General features: G+C 43.4%; 14 protein-coding genes. 2 read left to right on the top strand and 12 right to left on the bottom strand.

Annotated elements, in window-relative coordinates; genetic code table 11:
• Positions 1 to 5 precede the first annotated feature (5 nt).
• Both LR957_RS02370 and LR957_RS02375 read left to right on the top strand, forming a co-directional pair.
• Positions 6 to 1778, top strand: coding sequence for an ABC transporter ATP-binding protein (locus LR957_RS02370; protein WP_232272755.1), 1773 nt, complete (start codon positions 6 to 8; stop codon positions 1776 to 1778).
• Positions 1779 to 1815: 37 nt separating this feature from the next.
• On the top strand, positions 1816 to 2466 hold the full coding sequence (locus LR957_RS02375; RefSeq protein ID WP_232272756.1) for a DedA family protein: 651 nt from the start codon (positions 1816 to 1818) through the stop codon (positions 2464 to 2466).
• Positions 2467 to 2468: 2 nt separating this feature from the next.
• Here the strand turns inward: LR957_RS02375 and uvrA are convergent, their stop codons facing one another.
• The 12 genes from uvrA to LR957_RS02435 form a co-directional block, all read right to left on the bottom strand.
• Positions 2469 to 5282: an excinuclease ABC subunit UvrA gene (gene uvrA / locus LR957_RS02380; protein WP_232272757.1), complete on the bottom strand. Its 2814-nt coding sequence runs from the start codon at positions 5280 to 5282 to the stop codon at positions 2469 to 2471.
• A 138-nt stretch (positions 5283 to 5420) separates the two neighbouring features.
• Positions 5421 to 5603, bottom strand: a complete 183-nt coding sequence (locus LR957_RS02385; protein WP_232272758.1) for a hypothetical protein — start codon at positions 5601 to 5603, stop codon at positions 5421 to 5423.
• 189 nt (positions 5604 to 5792) lie between these two features.
• Positions 5793 to 6998, bottom strand: coding sequence for a WD40/YVTN/BNR-like repeat-containing protein (locus LR957_RS02390; protein ID WP_232272759.1), 1206 nt, complete (start codon positions 6996 to 6998; stop codon positions 5793 to 5795).
• Positions 6999 to 7147: 149 nt separating this feature from the next.
• Positions 7148 to 8428: a WD40/YVTN/BNR-like repeat-containing protein gene (locus LR957_RS02395; protein WP_232272760.1), complete on the bottom strand. Its 1281-nt coding sequence runs from the start codon at positions 8426 to 8428 to the stop codon at positions 7148 to 7150.
• A gap of 77 nt (positions 8429 to 8505) precedes the next feature.
• Positions 8506 to 9924 carry an exodeoxyribonuclease I gene (gene sbcB, locus LR957_RS02400; protein ID WP_232272761.1) on the bottom strand — a complete coding sequence of 473 codons (1419 nt, stop codon included), beginning with the start codon at positions 9922 to 9924 and terminating at the stop codon, positions 8506 to 8508.
• Positions 9925 to 9970: 46 nt separating this feature from the next.
• Positions 9971 to 11293 (bottom strand): GTPase ObgE, encoded by a 1323-nt coding sequence (obgE, locus tag LR957_RS02405; RefSeq protein WP_232272762.1) that lies wholly within the window; start codon positions 11291 to 11293, stop codon positions 9971 to 9973.
• Positions 11294 to 11359: 66 nt separating this feature from the next.
• Complete coding sequence (locus LR957_RS02410; protein WP_232272763.1) at positions 11360 to 12562, bottom strand: LysM peptidoglycan-binding domain-containing protein; 1203 nt, start codon at positions 12560 to 12562, stop codon at positions 11360 to 11362.
• 192 nt (positions 12563 to 12754) lie between these two features.
• On the bottom strand, positions 12755 to 13831 hold the full coding sequence (gene mltG / locus LR957_RS02415; RefSeq protein ID WP_232272764.1) for an endolytic transglycosylase MltG: 1077 nt from the start codon (positions 13829 to 13831) through the stop codon (positions 12755 to 12757).
• Positions 13818 to 14231: a Holliday junction resolvase RuvX gene (gene ruvX, locus LR957_RS02420; protein ID WP_232272765.1), complete on the bottom strand. Its 414-nt coding sequence runs from the start codon at positions 14229 to 14231 to the stop codon at positions 13818 to 13820. The genes mltG and ruvX overlap by 14 nt, the downstream gene beginning before the upstream one ends.
• On the bottom strand, positions 14221 to 15852 hold the full coding sequence (locus LR957_RS02425) for a hypothetical protein (protein ID WP_232272766.1): 1632 nt from the start codon (positions 15850 to 15852) through the stop codon (positions 14221 to 14223). The genes ruvX and LR957_RS02425 overlap by 11 nt, the downstream gene beginning before the upstream one ends.
• Position 15853: 1 nt before the next feature.
• A complete protein-coding gene (locus LR957_RS02430; protein ID WP_232272767.1) occupies positions 15854 to 17116 on the bottom strand; it encodes a cell division FtsA domain-containing protein in 1263 nt (420 codons plus the stop codon).
• Between the two features lie 49 nt (positions 17117 to 17165).
• Positions 17166 to 19049 carry an alanine--tRNA ligase gene (locus tag LR957_RS02435; protein WP_232272768.1) on the bottom strand — a complete coding sequence of 628 codons (1884 nt, stop codon included), beginning with the start codon at positions 19047 to 19049 and terminating at the stop codon, positions 17166 to 17168.
• Positions 19050 to 19060: the final 11 nt, after the last annotated feature.

Here is a 19060-nt window from a genome sequence, read left to right on the forward strand (position 1 = left end):
TTGATTTGAAAAACAAACCGAACAGCAAAGAAATATTTCGCCTATTCTGGAAAACGTCAGCGCAGTACAAACACCGCCGAAACTTGGCAATATTTTTTGCGATGTTGACTCTCGTGGTTACCATTTTTGTCGGGCCGCTCATAATTGCTCAACTTCTTAGTATTATCCAACACAATCAACTGCACGACGCAAAAAACCTATGGACACTAATTGCCCTATACGGCGTCAGTGAATTATGGTCGAGCGTCATCGGCTGGCGATTAGTTTTATATCTCGTCTGGACATTTGAAACCGCCATGCAACGAGATTTATACGCTCAGTGCTTCAGTAAATTGACCAACCAAACATTATTCTTCCACTCAAATAAATTCGGCGGGTCGCTCGTTAGCCAAACAAATAAATTAGTCGGCGCGGTAGAAAGTTTTTGGGACACGATAATTTGGTCAGTTTTACCGCTAGTTGTTTCGCTGGTCGGTTCAATAATTGTCCTATCAACTCTCCTCTGGCAATACGCGTTATTCTTGCTTATTTTCTCAATTGTCTTCAGCCTCGTCGTTTATTACGGGTCCAAGCCAATGGCGAAATTGACAAAAAAAGAAGCCAAAGCCAGCAATAAATTAAACGGACAATTAGCCGACGTAATCTCAAACGTTCTAGCGGTCAAGTCATCTGGCGCCGAAGCTACGGAACAGAAATTTTTCACAAAAACCGTCAATTCTTGGCGGAACTCAAGCCTCGACGTAATGCGCGGATTCTTAAAAGTCAGCACTATATATTCGTCAATCAACATGGTTATTAAAATTGGAGCAATCGCCTTCGCAGTGTACACAGCCCAGAATGATTTGGTGTCCGTGGCGTCTGTTTATCTTATTATCACCTACACTGGGAGTGTCGCACATGAATTGTGGAACATGAACGGAATTATGCGCAATTACAACCGAATTATCGGCAACGCAAATGATATGGTAGAAATCTTACAAACGCCAACGACATTGATCGATAAAAGCAGCTCAAAGCTGGAAGTCGCAAGTGGCAAAATCTCTATGGACAAAATAACTTTCACGCACGACGAGGGTCAAGGAGATACTCTATTTCACGATTTCTCTCTGGATATTAAACCAGGCGAAAAAATAGGTTTAGTCGGAGCAAGCGGTTCCGGAAAAACGACACTCACTAAATTGCTATTACGCTTCGCTGATATTGACTCGGGAAAAATTACCATCGACGGACAAGATATTTCCGAAGTCACCCAAGCAAGCCTGCGTGCAAAAATCGCTTACGTACCGCAAGAGCCATTACTATTCCACCGCTCCGTACGCGAAAACATCGCTTACGGTCGACCTGATGCAACGGACACAGAAATTGAAGAAGCTGCCAAAAAAGCTGGCGCTTACGATTTTATCGTTGGACTTAAAGACGGTTTTGACACAATGGTTGGCGAGCGCGGAATTAAATTATCTGGCGGACAGCGACAACGAGTTGCAATTGCTCGAGCAATCCTAAAAGATGCACCGATTCTAGTCCTCGACGAGGCGACTTCAGCACTAGATTCTGAGTCAGAAGCGTTGATCCAAAAATCTCTGGAGACGTTAATGGAGAATCGAACCTCAATTGTCATTGCCCATCGCTTATCTACAATTGCTAAGTTGGATCGTATAATTGTCCTGAAAAATGGAAAAATCGTCGAGGACGGATCGCATGATAAACTCATTAATAAAAAGCGCGGTGTTTACGCAAAATTATGGGCAAGGCAATCTGGCGGATTCATCGAAGAATAATTAAAATCGCACATGCTAATTGTGATATAATTAGGATATGGAATCCTTTATTCACTTGATAACCAGCTTCGGTGTATTCGCAATTTTATTAGTAGTTTTCGCAGAATCTGGCTTATTAATCGGCTTCGTCCTACCTGGCGACAGTCTGCTTTTCACTGCTGGATATATGGTTCAGCAGAATATCCTACACATTGATATTCACATTTTTGCACTTTTGGTTTTTGCAGCGGCAGTGCTGGGCGACAGTGTTGGCTATAGCTTTGGACACAAAGTGGGGCGTAAATTGTTTGAAAAAGAAAATTCCCGATTCTTCAAGAAAAAATATTTGGAGCAAACAGAAAAGTTTTACGACAAGCACGGCTCAGCGACAATCGTCCTGGCTCGGTTTGTACCAATTGTAAGAACCTTCGCCCCAATCGTTGCCGGCGCCAGTAAAATGCACTATAAAACATTCTTAACTTTCAATCTTATCGGTGGATTTATTTGGTCATCAGCCTTTGTTTATCTAGGTTTCTACGCTGGCGAGTTTTTGACCAAAGCGGGCGTAAATATTGAAGTTGCAGCGATTCTCATCATCTTCTTGTCTGTCTCGCCAATGGTTATTCATGCTTTGAAACAACCAAATACTCGCGCTTTATTAAGAAGACAATTGTCGGTTCTCCTCTCGAAAACCAAGCGTAAAAAATAATCTTAAAGCATCTTTTTCAGATATTTGCCAGTGAACGAATTTGGCACTTTGGCGATATCTTCAGGTGTACCGCAAGCCACAACGGTACCACCACCAATTCCGCCTTCTGGACCCATATCAATTATCCAATCAGCCGACTTTATGACGTCCAAATTGTGCTCAATGATAATCATACTATTACCGCCCTCAACCAATTGCTGTAAAATCCCCAATAGTCGCTTTACGTCAGCAGAATGAAGCCCAGTGGTCGGCTCGTCCAGAATGTACATAGTTTTTCCAGTGGAACGCTTAGAAAGTTCCGTTGCCAATTTAATTCGCTGCGCCTCACCGCCTGAAAAAGTAGTTGCTGGCTGACCAAGTTTAATATAGCCAAGCCCAACCTCAACCAACGTCTGAAGTTTACGTGCAATATTCGGCACACTGTCAAAAAATTCCGCCGCCTGATCAATCGTCATATCCAGAACATCAGCAATCGTCTTGTCTTTATACTTAATTTCCAGCGCCTCGCGATTATAGCGCTTGCCGTGACATTCGTCACACTGAACATAAACGTCCGGCAAAAAGTGCATTTCAATTTTTATCACACCATCACCCTGACAATTTTCACAGCGGCCACCCTTAACATTAAAGCTAAAGCGCCCAGACTTATAGCCTCGGACGTTAGCCTCGGGTGTGCTAGCAAAAAGTTCGCGAATCGGCGTAAAAATCCCAGTATATGTTGCTGGATTAGAGCGCGGTGTTCGACCAATTGGCGACTGATCTATGACAATCGTCTTATCAAGCAAATTCACACCTTCTATAGAGTCGTGCAACCCTGGCGCTGTCGTTGCGCGATTAAGTTCCGCCGCTAGTTCCCGCGCCACAATGTCATTCACAAGCGTCGACTTTCCGCTACCAGAAACACCAGACACTACAGTCATCAACCCCAAAGGAAACTCCACATCAATGTTCTTAAGATTATTTTCGCGAGCGCCATAAACAATCAACTTTTTATCTTTCACAACTTTGCGACGCTTTTTCGGAACGGCAATTTTTTCCGCCCCAGATAAATAGCGACCCGTTATACTATTCTCATTTTTCGCAACAATTTCAGGCGTTCCTATTGCCACTACTTGACCACCATTCACACCAGCTCCCGGTCCCATATCAACCAGAAAATCACTCTGACGAATCGTGTCTTCGTCATGCTCAACCACCAGCACAGAATTTCCTAAATCACGAAGGCGCTTCAGCATATCAATCAACTTGTCGTTGTCACGTTGATGAAGTCCAATTGACGGCTCGTCCAACACATAAAGCACACCCTGAAGTCCAGCGCCAATTTGCGTCGCCAAGCGAATTCGTTGCGCCTCGCCACCGCTAAGCGTGTTAGCCGCTCGACTTAGTTCCAAATAGTTCAGCCCAACATTACTCATAAATGCCAAACGAGATTTAATTTCCTTCATAATCAAGCGAGCAATCGTCATTTCTTGCTCAGTCAATTGAAGCTTATCGTCAAACAAATCCAACGCGTCATCAACACTCAAATCGCACACGTCAACGATATTCAATTCATGAACCGTCACCGCCAAAACCACAGGTTTCAGGCGCGCACCTTTACAAGCATAGCAATCCCTCTCGCGCATAAATCGCTCAATATCTCGCCGCATAAAATCGCTATCAGTTTCCTTCCAGCGCCGCTCCAGATTAGGAATAACACCCTCATAAGTCGTATCGTAATGTCGACCGCCACCCAAATCAACGCGATATTTCTGGTCACCAGTTCCATATAATATTTTATATTTAACATCATCAGAAAGCTTGCCTACGGGAACTTTCAAACTAAATCCGTGAGCTTCAGCAACAGACGCCAATCGCTTCATATTCCAAGCGTCAGAATTCATTCGATTATACGGTCGAATTGCGCCTTCGGAAATTGTCAAATTGTTATTAAAGACCAATTCTGGATCAACCTCTAACCTCGATCCCAAACCCGTACATACAGGGCAAGCCCCTTGCGGCGCGTTAAAGCTAAACAGTCGCGGCTCTAGCTCTGGGATATCAACATCAGGATGATCAACACAAGCATACCTTTGTGAAAACGTCTTCACTTCATCACTATCCGCATCCAGAACTTCGATGACTCCCTGGCCTAGATCCAACGCCTGCTCAACACTCTGACTCAATCGAGATCGCATTTCCGCCGTCAACGCCAGCCTATCAACAACCAGCTCGATGTTGTGCTTGTAGCTTTTTTGTAACTCCGGAAATTCATCCAGCGCGTACACCACGCTGTCCACGCGAACTCTGGCATAACCAAGTCGCTGATATTGCTCCGGAATATGCGCAAACTCACCTTTTTTATTCTTAACAATTGGCGCCAATAGCAAAATTCGCTTATCGACAAATTGTCGCAGAATCTCATCAATAATCACCTCGGTCGTGCGACGCGTCACTTCATTGCCACAAATCGGACAATGCGGCACGCCAATTCGCGCAAACAAAAGCCTCAGATAATCATATATTTCGGTAACTGTAGCCACGGTAGATCGCGGGTTGCGGCTGGTCGACTTCTGATCAATTGAAATTGCTGGACTAAGCCCTTCAATCGAATCAACATCAGGCTTATCCATTGTGCCCAAAAATTGACGCGCATACGAATTAAGGCTCTCCATATAACGACGCTGACCCTCGGCATAAATCGTATCAAATGCCAAACTGGATTTCCCAGATCCACTAAGACCTGTGATCACCACCAGCTGATCTCGCGGAATCTCAATATCTACATTTTTCAGATTGTGCTCACGAGCACCTTTAACACGAATTACCTCTGTCATAACCGCTATATTATACAGGTTTTTGACAATTTTTTCCAGCCCAACCGTCGGCATAAATCGGAGTTAAAACACATTACGCTTATGATTGCAAGTCAATATCTTATTTGTTACAGTTAGATCTATGAGAAAGCTGGGCATTTACTTAGTTATAACACTCGGAGCGATACTAATCGCACCTTTTGTTATTGACCAGCTTTTTTTCTTCTTTTTTCTAGGGAAAATCCCCTTCACAAACATCAACCTTCCAGCAATTTTAATGATTATTTTCTGGGTAATTATCATACCGCTGGCAATTATCATCAGAAAATCATTTTCTGCCATATTTTGGAAGTCCATTGACATTGCCAGCGAAATCGCGCAACGACGAATTAACAGGAAAATCCGCTATTTTACGCCAAACCAAAAAAGCGAGCTTATTTTATTGTCAATTTATCTACTTTCCAGTATGAAAAAGAGCGAGCCCGATCATGAAGTTGAATCACAAAAGCTCGCTCCGTCTATGAGTTAATTTTACGGTCGTTTTCTTAGCGCTAATCCGCCAGCTACAACGGCGACAACAGCTAACCCACTAACTAGCCAAATAGAGTTTCCTGTTTCAGCAAGGTTTGAGGGTTTTTCTGGTTTCTTATTGGAAGTGGATGACGATGCCGCAGTAGTTGAAGTGCCTGAGGATGAAGAGCCTGTGGATGGAGTGGCAGCTCCGCTCGTACCTGAGCCGGCACCGCCAGGAGTTACAGATGGGGGCGTTGGTAGAGTTGCTAGGCGAGTAGTAACACCAGGAGGATCACCCGATAGTGCAAATATCCTGGAACCATCAGCCGACATGTCGGCAATACCTCTAAAACCCTCATCTCCCCATTTCTGCCAAGTTTTACCTCCATCCGAAGATACCATCATTGGAGACTCCGAATCGCTAGGGCTAGCAGGAATAAACGTAACAAACATTCTTTTTCCGTCATTGCTAATACCCTTTGCGTAAATGTTATTATTAGAGGATCGAGGTGGTACTTCAGGCGTAGGATTCCAATTAACGCCTCCATCTAAAGAGACATTTTCACCGTCAAAAGCGCTTTGTCCATCATAACTAAAAGCAGCCCGTCTACTTCGGTCGGTATTAATAGTCGACCAGGTTAAACCATAGTCGTTAGACCTCCTTATTGAATTATCGCTATTTATACGTATCATCTTCCCATCGTTCAATACATAATCTGGACATTCACTACCCTTTTGAAGCCAAGTAGCTCCATTGTCCATTGAGACGTACAACACTTTAACTTGTAGATACCGATTGCATGCAGTCAAAATTGAGCCATCTGGACTTATCCTAGGAAGTGTATTTACAATACCCGCAAAAGACGGCGTCTTAGTCCAAGAGGATCCACTATTAGTTGATAAATATAGAAAATCCTGATTAAACCACGAAGCCACAAGCTTAGTACCGCTTCTATCCATAGCCATTGCGGACGTACTTACGGGAGGTGAATACACGCTCCAAGTAGCGCCATTATCCACAGAAGTTAGCAATTTTTCGCCGCCAGCAGTATGTTGATTCACAAAAAGCCTTAGTCCATCAGGGCTAATTCGCGGACTATGTATATCACCTCCAGGTATTCCGACTATATCCTTCCACGTATACCTAGGAGACTCCTCCGCCCTAACCAAAGGCGACGATATCGCCGACACTGATAGCGCAAATGCGAATATTAAGGATAACATTCCTCTATGTATTATGTATTTTTTACTCTTAGTTAACATCACCCCTCCAATTTGCTTTTTTCACTACACAAAGCTATCACCACAACTTTAGCATAACCATATACCAAAAGTCAACGAAGTATGGATATTTATGGGGATGATGATAGTATCTACAATCGTTTTCTCAATGCTAATCCGCCAACCGCGATAGCCACAACAGCTAATCCGCTGACCACCCAAATAGAGACTCCTGTTTCAGCAAGATTTGATGATGATTTTTCTGGTTTTTTACTGGAAGTGGATGATGGTGTTGCGGCAGCTGAAGTGCCCGAAGACGAAGAACCTGTGGATGGAGTGGTAGTAGTTGATGGAGCAGTAGCTCCGCCTGTACCCGTACCAGTGTCACCAGGAGTTGCAGGCTGAGGTCTCGGTAGGGTTGCTAGGCGATACACAGACTTATAGTCTGGATCTGTAAATTGTGATGTTGCGAATATTCTAGACCCATCGGCAGACATAGAGACGGCCGAGAAAGAAACACCCTCATCACCCCATTTCTGCCAGGTTTTACCTCCATTTGAAGACACGAAAACTGGCAAAGACGGATCGTCTATAGAGTCGTTTTTAAATGTAACAAACAATTTTTTACCGTCATTACTAATACCGCCCAGCTCGGTAGTGCGTATAGTATCTATAGGATACTTAGGAAGCTGATTCCAGTTAGCGCCACTATCTATAGACGTACGAAAGCCGTCAAACACACTTTTGCCATCATGGCTGAAATTAGCGCGATCAATAGAGCTTCCAACTGTAGACCAAGTCATACCATAGTCGGTAGATTGTCGTAATGTACCGTCATTACTACGACGAGCCATCTTTCCGCTATTAAAGACATAGTCAGGATATTCACTCCCCTTTGGAACCCAAGTATTGCCGTCATCAGTAGATATGCTCATAGGATCTGCATAGAGACTATGCTCCCAATACATAGCCAATGTGGAGCCGTCTGGACTCATCAGTACGCGTGCAGTATCAGCAACAAACTGATTACGCTTAGTCCAAGTTCGACCACCATCAGTAGAGATATAGATAGCATTTTCACCATGTTTTCCCCTTACGACCAGCTTAGAGCCATCAGAGTTAACCAACAGCCTATTTGCATCCTCTGGTGCAGCGAAAGTACTCCAGCTTACGCCATCATTCGCAGAAATCAGAAGATTAACCCTACCGCTAGCTAAATCTTTCTGCAAGACAAAAAGCTTTGATCCGTCTGGACTAACACGCGACTCCGAAATATCCCCCCGCCCAGGTATAGTTATATTCCTCCAAGTATACAACGGCGTACTTTCCGCCTTGGCTAACGGTGCTAATATTGCCGGTAAAGAAAGTGCAAACATTGAAATAAACACTATCACACTTACATATAATTTACGACCCCTACTCTTAAACGACATCAGAGCCACCCTCCTTAAATTACCTAATTAATATTCCACTTTTTATCTAATTATTCCAATTTTAGCATAACCACATTTCAAGCGTCAACAGAAGGTAAGACCGATTCTAGCCACAATTGCAATTCTTGCAGAATAAACTGTTGCTCATCAGTTGCGCTAGGTGCCAATCGCTGCAAAGATTTCATAAATTGCGGCATTTGCGCCTGTAAATGCCCGGTTCGCCATTCTTCCCATTGTCGTAACTCATCTTCACTAAGCAAATTAGGGAAACTTCGCGCCTTATAATGCAATAATAGTGGCGACAATCGCTCATCCTGAAAATCCGGATGAAAGTCAGCCAATTCGCGCTCGTCAGCATTACGCACAGCTTCAACGCGAACTCGATCGCTATTATCCAAAAACCCATCGTATAATTGCGCTTCCGGGTCGGTCATTTTCTTAAACTCTGGCTTATTTTCAAATATACTACGCAGCCTTTCGGCAAAATCTGGATGAGAAAGTAAAATATCTTGGTGCTTCTGTACAGTTTCTGCATCCAGAGAAATCTTCTTCCAGCCATCACCTTGAGTCAACACACCAAGCGGCGAAACTGCCGGGCAGCGATTATATTGCAATTCCTTAACTGGTAATTTAACGAAATCTTCGGCTTGCCTTTCTTCCCATGTTGCAAATATCTTCGCCGACAATTCCTCAACGCTCAGATCAACAAACGGCGTCGGATCATAACGCAAATCATAAATAATCACGCCACCATTTCGACTCGTGGTTAGCGGAAAAGCCACGGTCGTTTTGGCGAATTCCTTGTCGTAACGACCACTCGCATAAACAAAAGGTTTTTTATCATCAACATTCACCAGTTTTTGGACCAATTTCTTGTCGCGCATTTTCAGCAAATAGTCGTACATTTGCGGCTGGTTCTGTTTAATTAATTTAGTTACAGCAATCAACGCGGTCACGTCCGCTAGCGCGTCATGGGCATTTTCATGCTCTATTCCATTGGCTTTAGTGATGAGCTCCAAGCGGTTGCTCGGCTCACCTTTATCGTCAATCGGCCATTCAATTCCTTCGGGTCGAAGTGCCCTGGTTAAGCGTACCACATCCAACAAATCCCACCTAGACCGACCATCTTTCCAAGTCCACTCGTATGGATCGTAAAAATTCCGCCAAAACAAATGACGAATAAACTCATCGTCAAAACGGATGTTATTGAATCCAACAGCAATCGTATCAGTCGTAAATATTTCCTCACTTAACATACGCGCAAATTGGGCCTCAGTATAACCTTCTTCGACAGTTTTTTGCGGCGTTATGCCCGTCACCATCAACGCATCAGGACTCGGCAGCGTATCGTCATTTAGTGTCACGAGAATATTATATGGTTCGCCAATCGGCTGCAAATCCATATCGGTTCGCTGACCGGCAAATTGCATAATTCGATCTTGCCTGGGATTAAGACCACTAGTTTCAAGGTCGTAGAAGAAAAATGTTTGCGCCATATTTATATTATACCATCAAGCTCACGCTAATTTACACCAGCAGAATCTATTGCTCAACCAATGTAAACGGCATAGATTCGCCAATCTGAATCAAGCTTTCACCAATCGCCCCCTGACGCAATAATTCGTGAGTAATTCCCATTTTTCGCATAATATCTCGCAAGCGATTAACAGATTCAAACTGATCAAAGTTAGTCCGACGAGCAAATTTTTCAATCTTAGCGCCCGTAACAATAAACTCAATCTTCTCATCTTCATCGTCAGTCCCATTAGATTCAGTATCAGAAACACGCCTTACAGACCAAGCATCAGAAATGACCTGATCGTCCAACGAAATTGTCGGCAAACCTTCCTCTTTTTCATCAACAATCTCAGCTTCACGTTCTCGATACCCAGCAACTTCATCGCGCAACATTCGTAGAAGCTCAGTCACTCCGTCGTGTGTCTGGGAAGAAATCGCCACGACCGGCGCGCCATTAGCTACTTTTTGAAGGGCAGTCGACTGCATAGCAATAATCTCATCATCCAAGCCTTCACATTTAGTCAGTGCTATTATCTCTGGACGCTCCGCCAATGATTCAGAATATTTTTCCAGCTCGCGACGGATTGTTTGGTATTTCTCCGCCGGATCATCACTATACACATCAATCATATGAAGCAGCACGGCCGTTCGCTCGACATGGCGCAAAAATTGATCACCCAGACCTTTACCCTCTGATGCACCCTCAATCAACCCCGGAATATCAGCAATCAAAATCGACCCATCGTCAATATCAGCCACTCCCAAATTTGGTGTCAGTGTCGTAAACTCATAGTTAGCAATCTCCGGACGCGCATTAGAAACCACGCTCAGGAACGTCGACTTACCAGCGTTCGGAAAGCCAACCAAACCAACGTCGGCCAATAACTTCAATTCCAACTCTGCCTCAAATTCCTCGCCAGCCTCACCAAGTTCAGCAATTTTAGGTGTTTGGCGCGTACTGGAAGTAAAGTGAGCATTTCCGAATCCACCGTCTCCACCGCGAGCCACCACCGCCTGTTGCTGATCTTCGGTCAAGTCCGCAATTACCATACCGTCGCGCTTCACCAGAGTCCCCATTGGCACCTTAACAATTAGTGGCGCACCACTTTTTCCTCGTTTATTACGCTTTCCGCCATCACCACCCTTTTCAGCTTTAAGTTCCGGCTTATATCTAAAATTCAAAAGCGTATTAAGATCCTTCGTCGCCAAAAAAACAATATCACCACCACGACCGCCATCACCACCGTCAGGACCACCCTTATCGACGTATTTCTCATGGCGAAAACTAACTACTCCATTACCGCCCCTACCAGCACGCACTAAAACTTTTGCAATATCCACAAACATATCTTTAGTATATCAAAAAGCACCCCGCCAGTCGACGGGGTGTTACGCTGGTGTCATTTTAAAGTTTTAGTGAATAAAGTTATAGCGGCCAACCTCAGCAAGCGGTACGATACGAGAAGATATAATATTATAACCCTTATAATTCATGTCCGAAACATAGATATTCTGACCATCTACTCGCTCCACGATACCGACGTGTCCGTAACCAAATCCACCCCAAGTATTCTGTATAATAGCACCCGGCGCTGGAACATTGTTAACCACGAGCCCAGCAGCACGAGCACTAGCACTCCAAGCCTTAGCGTGACCCCAGAAACTACCAATTGGACGACCAAGTTGCAAACGACGCTCATATGCATACCAAGTACAGTTACCAGCCGCATAACGATTACCAACAGAAGCGGTCAGCCAATTTCGACTTGCGCCCGTAGTAGTGGACGACTCTAGAGAAGAATATCTATTGCTATAAGACCTACTTCTTGGCGCAACATAACCAGGCCTCTCGTTCTCTGGAAGCTCACCGCCAGGCAGTACGATTCGAGAACCGACAGATAACCTAGAGCCGTCGTCAATATCATTATACAAAACGATACGTTCAGCGCTCGTTTTATATTTTTCCGCCAAAGATTGAGCAGTATCACCGTTCTTAACGGTATAGACAACGCCGTCAACAAGAGGTACAACCAGTGTTTTATTTGGCTCTATGGCATCGGAGGTCGTATTGTTTGCCCAGCGAAGTGTCTGTGATGAAATCTTGAATTTCTTCGAAATAGCATCCATCGTATCGCCCTCTTTGGTTACGTAAGAAGAGATGCCACGAGCCGCTGAAGTATCTGGCTTAACTATGTCAGGCTTTGCTATAACCTCCGCATCGTTTTGAGAAAGGTTCTTCTTAATCGTCAACGAGGTTTCAGATTCGCGCAAATCACCAGCTGAAGGTAATTCTGCAGTTTCAGCTAAACTAGTTACAGCGCTAGCCGCAACTAACTTATCAACCGAGGCGATCTTGGCCTTAGTAGCCCCAGTTGGCGTAGAAGTACTAGCAATCTCAGTCGATGCTAATGTTTTTGATCTTTCAGCAGATACATTACTACCACTATTGCCGTAGACCAAAAAAGATACAGTCAATAAAAACATTCCACCGTAAATTGCAAATGATTGCAGTTTACGCTTTTTACTCCGAAGAGATATAAAATGGTTACGAATAATCGTTCTCCTTGCGTAGGTGTTACCACCAGCGCCTCTACCGAATTGTCTTTCTTCTTGCAACAGAACAGGATATTTTGTCGACCTAATTGATTATTTATTATTCTACATTAGTTTTGTCATATCCGTATCGACAATTCTGGCAGGTCATTTATCACAATCTACCTCTATATTGATAAATTAGACAAATGATCTAACATCTATTTTACACAACATTGACAATAAAGTCAATAAATTTTATAAAATGCGTTTTTGTCAAGAAATCTGGCACTTCTTTTGACAGTGAGCTTTGACATTAGCTTCGTGCTCTTCGTTGGTTTTCGCAAAATATGTAATATCATCATCGCCACTCAGGAAATATAGATAATCAGAGTTTATTGGATCAGCAGCGGCATTCAACGCGCTCAAACTAGGCGAAGCAATTGGTCCAGGAGTTAAGCCTTTTTGAATGCGTGTATTATATGGCGATTTAAGGTTTGGCGAGCGCTCTACCCCTGTTTTGTCAGCAATATATTGATATGTTACATCAGAGCCAAGCGGCATATTGGCTTTCAGGCGATTGTAAAATACGCTAGCAATCTTACGCTGATCCTCGCAAGTTTCCACACCAGACCCACAGCCGATCGACTCGCGCTGGATAATCGATGCTAGAGTTATCCCTTGATACAAAGTTAGTCCTCGAGCCTTAAATTTACCCTCTAAATTATATTTCTTAACAATTTTCTCCAGATGATTAATTGAGCGCTGCAAAACCTGTTCTGCAGTTTCATCTGGGGAAATATAGAATGTTTCACCGTAAATGTACCCTTCAAGCCCAGCATTTTCCGGTCTACCTGCAAAAACTGGACTGTCATACTTAGCGGCAAATGCCTTTTTTATCTGATCATCCGAGAACCCCGCCTTAAGTAGCACAGATTCAACCTCTCTACCATCAGAATTCTTTATTTTTTTATTCAAAGTCGATCCAGGATAAAATGTTATAGCAATCTCATCAGTTTTACCGCTGGTCAAATGATTAATTATCTCATCGACAGATTGTGAAGCTTTTACAGAATAAACGCCAGCCTTAAACTTGCTCGCCGAATTATGGATCCTCGTGTAAATAGAAAACGCCAAAGAGTTTTTAATAACCTTATTATCTTCTAAAGTTTTGGCAATATCACTAGACCCCATACCTTCTTTAATATTAATCCTGAAAGCTTGCCGACTATTTACGTCGACAGGAGAAAGCATCTGCTTGTACCACACTGTTGCCCCAAGGGCGCCGATTCCAGCGATAGCCACAATTATCGACAACACCAACAACCAAATACGTTGTTTACGAATTTTCATAATTCTCCTCCAAAAAATCCTGCAAAATTATGCTAGCAGCCTCTGCATCAATCTCGCCCTTATCTTTAATTTTATTCCCCAATCTCTGCTCGGCCTGCACACTCGTTAAAGATTCGTCCTGAAAAACAATCTCTGTATCAAGCTCAATGTCTTCAAATTGCTTAACAAATTCTTCTACAAATTCCGTCTGCTTCGTTGGTTCGCCAGATTGATTTCGTGGATAACCCACTACGATCGTATCAATATCGTGTCTCAATACTAGCTCTGTTATTTCCTGGACAATATTTTCACTATTCTCCAACCAGCCAAACGGCACGGCAATTTTCACTTGCGAATCCGCCATAGCCAAACCAATTCGCCGCGATCCAATATCTAGCGCTAAAAAGTTTTTACTTGACATCTTTTATCTTAAATTCGACATTAATCTTATTGATATCTTTTGGAACAGATTTAACCCAGAATGGCGAGAATTTAACATCGACATCCTCAACGCCTTCGATAGATTCAATAGCAGACTGAACTTCTCCGTAGCTCTTGCCTTTGGCTTGATCCTTTACGTTCGCTTCTTTAATATCTGGGCCAACCTTGCCATTCGTAGTTAAGCGCACAGTCTGAACATTATGCGCCCTAGAAAATTGTGAAAACGCAACCTTATTTACTCCATTGTCATAAATTCTCTGTGACTTCTTACCAGAAATCTCCTCTTTAAGTTTTGCTTCCACAAAGTTTTTTAGCTCATTCTTATCAATAGCCAATGCGCTGGCGGTAATTGTAGATTTTAGAGTTACAGCCCCAATCGCTTCGCCATCTACCGCCACGCTCGAGCTAGGATCTGATCGATTTTCAACATAGCTTTCAGTTATAACCGTTGCCGAATCGCCAAATGACGACAACAATTGCTCTTTTAATCCATCGATCTTCTTTTCGCTCAGCTTGCTTTTTGCCGATTCTATATCACCAGCCGTCACAACTGTCGCAGTTTTATCGGTACCGCCACTGGTAGCAGACCGCAACGACGCAGAAATATCATCAACTGAGATACTCATTCTTCCAGTCGCTGCATTATACTGAGCTCCGCCCTCACTAGCGGTAATAGCCCCAGAAGCAGATCCCGAACATTTATATCCTGGACAGCTCCAACCCAATGTAGCCCCTGGAACAGTCACAGAAGAATTCAAAGTATAAGACAGTCCACTATTTTTCAAAATTGTACCAGCTGAAATAGTCACACTACTTGACGACGAGTTACTAAAGACAACTACTCCAGTAGCCTTTTCTCCAACATTCTTTTTGCCTGTAGCAGAAAATTCAACACTAACTTCCTTTGTCAATTCTTTCTTTATAGACTTAATAATATTAGATTTTACGTTTGTAGCGGCTGTTTCATTCAAGCCAACGGTATCACTGACCGTCATACTGGTCGTCTTTGCTGAAATAATAACCGTGGCATGTGGCGCAAACCAAATTGCCCAAACCAAAAATACGACCAAAAGCAAGGCACTGCCGCCTATCAATAACAACTTTTTACGAAATGTATTAAAATCAGGAACTTTCGGCTTTTTAACCATCTTTTTCAGAGAATCCAGTCCCTTAGACTCCTTCTTGTTTGCGTCAGCTATAGCATTATCTACGACAGAATCTTCATCAGATTTCTTTGATCTTTTCGCGGAATCCGCCATATCTCCAACTGCTAGTTTGCCGCCATCAATCACATCATTATCGTCATCAACTTTCAGAGCTGGAATCTCCGCAATTTCTGGCTTGCTCTGAAGTGTTTTTGCAATAGGAATTTTCGCAGACGCTGCTAATCCAATCAAAACAGAATCATTCGTGATTAATACAATTCTCTTATCTGCTGAAGTTGCCGCCCGAGCTAGTAATCGAATATTAACCGCACTCTGTAAAACGCCAATTCTTCGAGGTGGCACCAGCGCAATAATCCTCTCTTTTGACGCCTTAATCTTACTAATTATCGTCGTAATGTCGTCTTCTACATCAATATAAATAACGTCTTTATTCATTTTAAATCTTTAACAACCTATTTACTTTTTCAACTAAACTATTACCGTCCTGACTACCGATAATTGTATCATATCCAACTCGCAACAAGCCCATTGCTGTTACAAATGTGTGATCACTAATATCTCCAGTTTCATCGATTATCCCTGTAATATCACTCGGATTAATATACTGAACCACAGGTTTCTTAGTAAAAGGCAAATCCTCTGGCCAGCGTCGAATTTTCAGAGCTTCGGTAACTTTCTGCAAGCTCGATCCGCCGCCGCACAGTAAAATCCTATTAGGCAAATAGTCAACATTATCAAAATCACTCAGCGCTAATTCAACGCCCGATAGCCAAACCTCCAAAGTCTTATCGATCGCTATGTCAACTTTCTTCTTTACGCTAGGCCTCAAATTCTCATTATCAATATTCAGCTTCAACTTTTCTGCATCTTTGAAGCTTAAATCCAGGTCGGCCGCGATAGTTCTAGTGAAACTTCGTCCACCAATACCAAACATCTTTGTGCCTTCGACTCCGCCGTCATTAACAACTGCAATATCCGTCGTGCCACCACCAATGTCCGCTAGAATCGCCGTGAAATTGCTATCCGTATCCGATCCCAAAACACTCCTACTCACCGCAAATGGCTCAGCAGCCACAGCCACCAAATCTAACGCCAGCTCATCAGCAACCTTTTCTAACGCGCCAATGTGAACCATCGGAGCAAATGCTGTGTAGATCTGTACAGCCACATCTCGTCCCTGAAAACCGATCGGATTTGAGACTTTATAGCCGTCAATATGAATACTCACCAGAGCAGAATTGACTAATTTCACCTCTACATCTTCATTGCCAGTTTCTAGCGCAATTTGAGCCTGAGCTTTTCCCTGAGCTCGCTCCTGAACCTTCTCAATGATAAATTCCATCTCATCAATATCTAATGGCTTATTTGGCTGCGGCCTACGATAGCGAATAGTATTCGTAACACCCTTAACTAGTTCACCCGCAATACCAATAACAACTCGCTTACCCTGAACACCGGCTTGATCTTCAGCTTCAGACAGAGCCTCTTCGCAGTTCGCCACAACACCAGCAATATCAGCAATTGCACCACTGTGCATATCGCCCATTTCCTGCTGTTTTCGACCAACGCCGATAATCTTCAGCTCGTCGTCTTTAACTTCGGCGATCAACGCCTTAACCACTTCCGTACCAATATCTAAGCTAACCAATAGTTCTCGACTATCTTTATCAGACTTCTTTAACATGTCTTTCAATGCCATATAAGAAATATTATATAACGCTTGTGATTTTAGAGCAACAGTTAATTATCTATCTTAAAACAGCCTTGATTCGACGAATTCCAGCCGAGCTAGATTCTTCTTTGGTGATTTTGAATCGCTTGCCATCTTCAGATAGAACTCCAGTGTGTTCGACGTGTGGACCGCCGCAGACTTCAAAGCTGACGATATTATCATCCTTGCCAATAGAATACACCTTAACTTTATCACCGTAACGCTCACCGAATGCACCAATTGCACCCATATTTAGCGCCTCGCCTGTAGGATAAACAGCAAAGCTAACTGGCAAATCTTCATCAATCCAAGCATTAACTTGATCTTCGACGGCCTGTTTTTCTTCTGGCGTCAATTTGTCGTGATTAAAATCAAAGCGTAATCGATCGGCAGTAATATTACTTCCGTGCTGCTGTAAATCTGGCGCATTCAAAACCTTACGTAACGCCGCGCCCAACAAATGCGTCGCCGTGTGATATTTCAGATGAATAGAATCATGACCTTCCAGGCCACCGCTAAATTGCCCCTTGCGAGCCGTCTTAGAGCGCTGTCGTTGCTCATTCATTTTCGCGGTAAATTCCTCGCGCCAATTGTCCGAAAGCTTAATTCCTTGTTTATACGCCTCTTCCGTACTGAGTTCCACCGGGAAACCGAAAGTGTCGTACAAAGTGAACAATTCTTCACCAGTCAAGCCATCGTCAACGTAGCGTTGCATTTGTCGCAAACCTTTTCTCAAAGTCTGACGAAAAGCCTTCTCCTCCTTAACAAGGACAGCAATTATATTGTCGCGATTATTCTTCACCTCTGGAAAATCGGCTTCATACAAATCAGCAATCGTCGGCACAACTTCTTGCAGGAAATTCTGCTCGATTCCCAAATCAAAACTATAGCGAATTGCCCGACGGAGCAGACGACGCATCACATAGCCTTGCTCTTTATTACTTGGCACACACCCATCAACCGCCATAAACGTCGCAGCCCTCAAATGATCAGCAATCACTCGCATACTTTCGGTATGTGAAGCATAATCCTTGCCACTCAGATCTTGCAGTTTTTCAATAATCGGCCAGAGCAAACTAATCTTAAAGACGTCAGGATCATTATTTGCTGCAGCCGCGATTCGCTCAAGTCCAGATCCATGATCAATATTTGGCTTATCGAGTGGTTCAAATTGCCCCTCAGCAACTTTTTTGTACGCCATAAATACGTTATTACCAATCTCCATAAATCGACCACAATCGCAATTCGGATGACAATTTTCACCAAATTTTGGATCATGCTCAATGAAATCAAACTCATAAAACATCTCACTATCCGGACCACACGGATCACCAACCGGAGTAGTTTCTGGACCGCCATTGCGACTCCACCAGTTTTTGCTGCCGTCATAAAAGAAAATTCTTTCACCTGGATTTACACCACGCGCCGCTCCCTGCTCTTCGCTGCCGATATCCGCCATCTTTGCATCAATGCCCTTTTCTGCAAACTTTTTCTGCCACAATTTAGCCGCTTCAACATCTTTATCGATATTATATTCCGGCGCACCAATAAAACACGTTACATACAATCTCTGCGGATCAAGACCAATTTCCTCAGTCAAAAACGTCCACATCCAACCAATTTGTTCTTCCTTAAAATAGTCGCCCAAACTCCAGTTTCCAAGCATCTCAAAAAATGTCGTATGACGATTATCGCCAATGTCGTCGATGTCCTGCGCTCGCAAACACGTTTGAGAATCGGCAATTCTCTTACCTTCGGGATGCGTCTCACCAAGCAAGTACGGAATCATCGGCTGCATTCCGGCGCCCGTAAATAAAGTCGTCGGGTCATTAGTTAAAATCAACGGCGCACGCTCAACAACGGCGTGACCCTGTTTTTTATAAAATTCAAGATATTTACTACGTATTTTTTGGGCATTCATGAGTGTTATTA

The organism is Candidatus Nanosynbacter sp. HMT-352 (assembly GCF_021222645.1).
Taxonomy (GTDB): Bacteria; Patescibacteriota; Saccharimonadia; order Saccharimonadales; family Saccharimonadaceae; genus Nanosynbacter.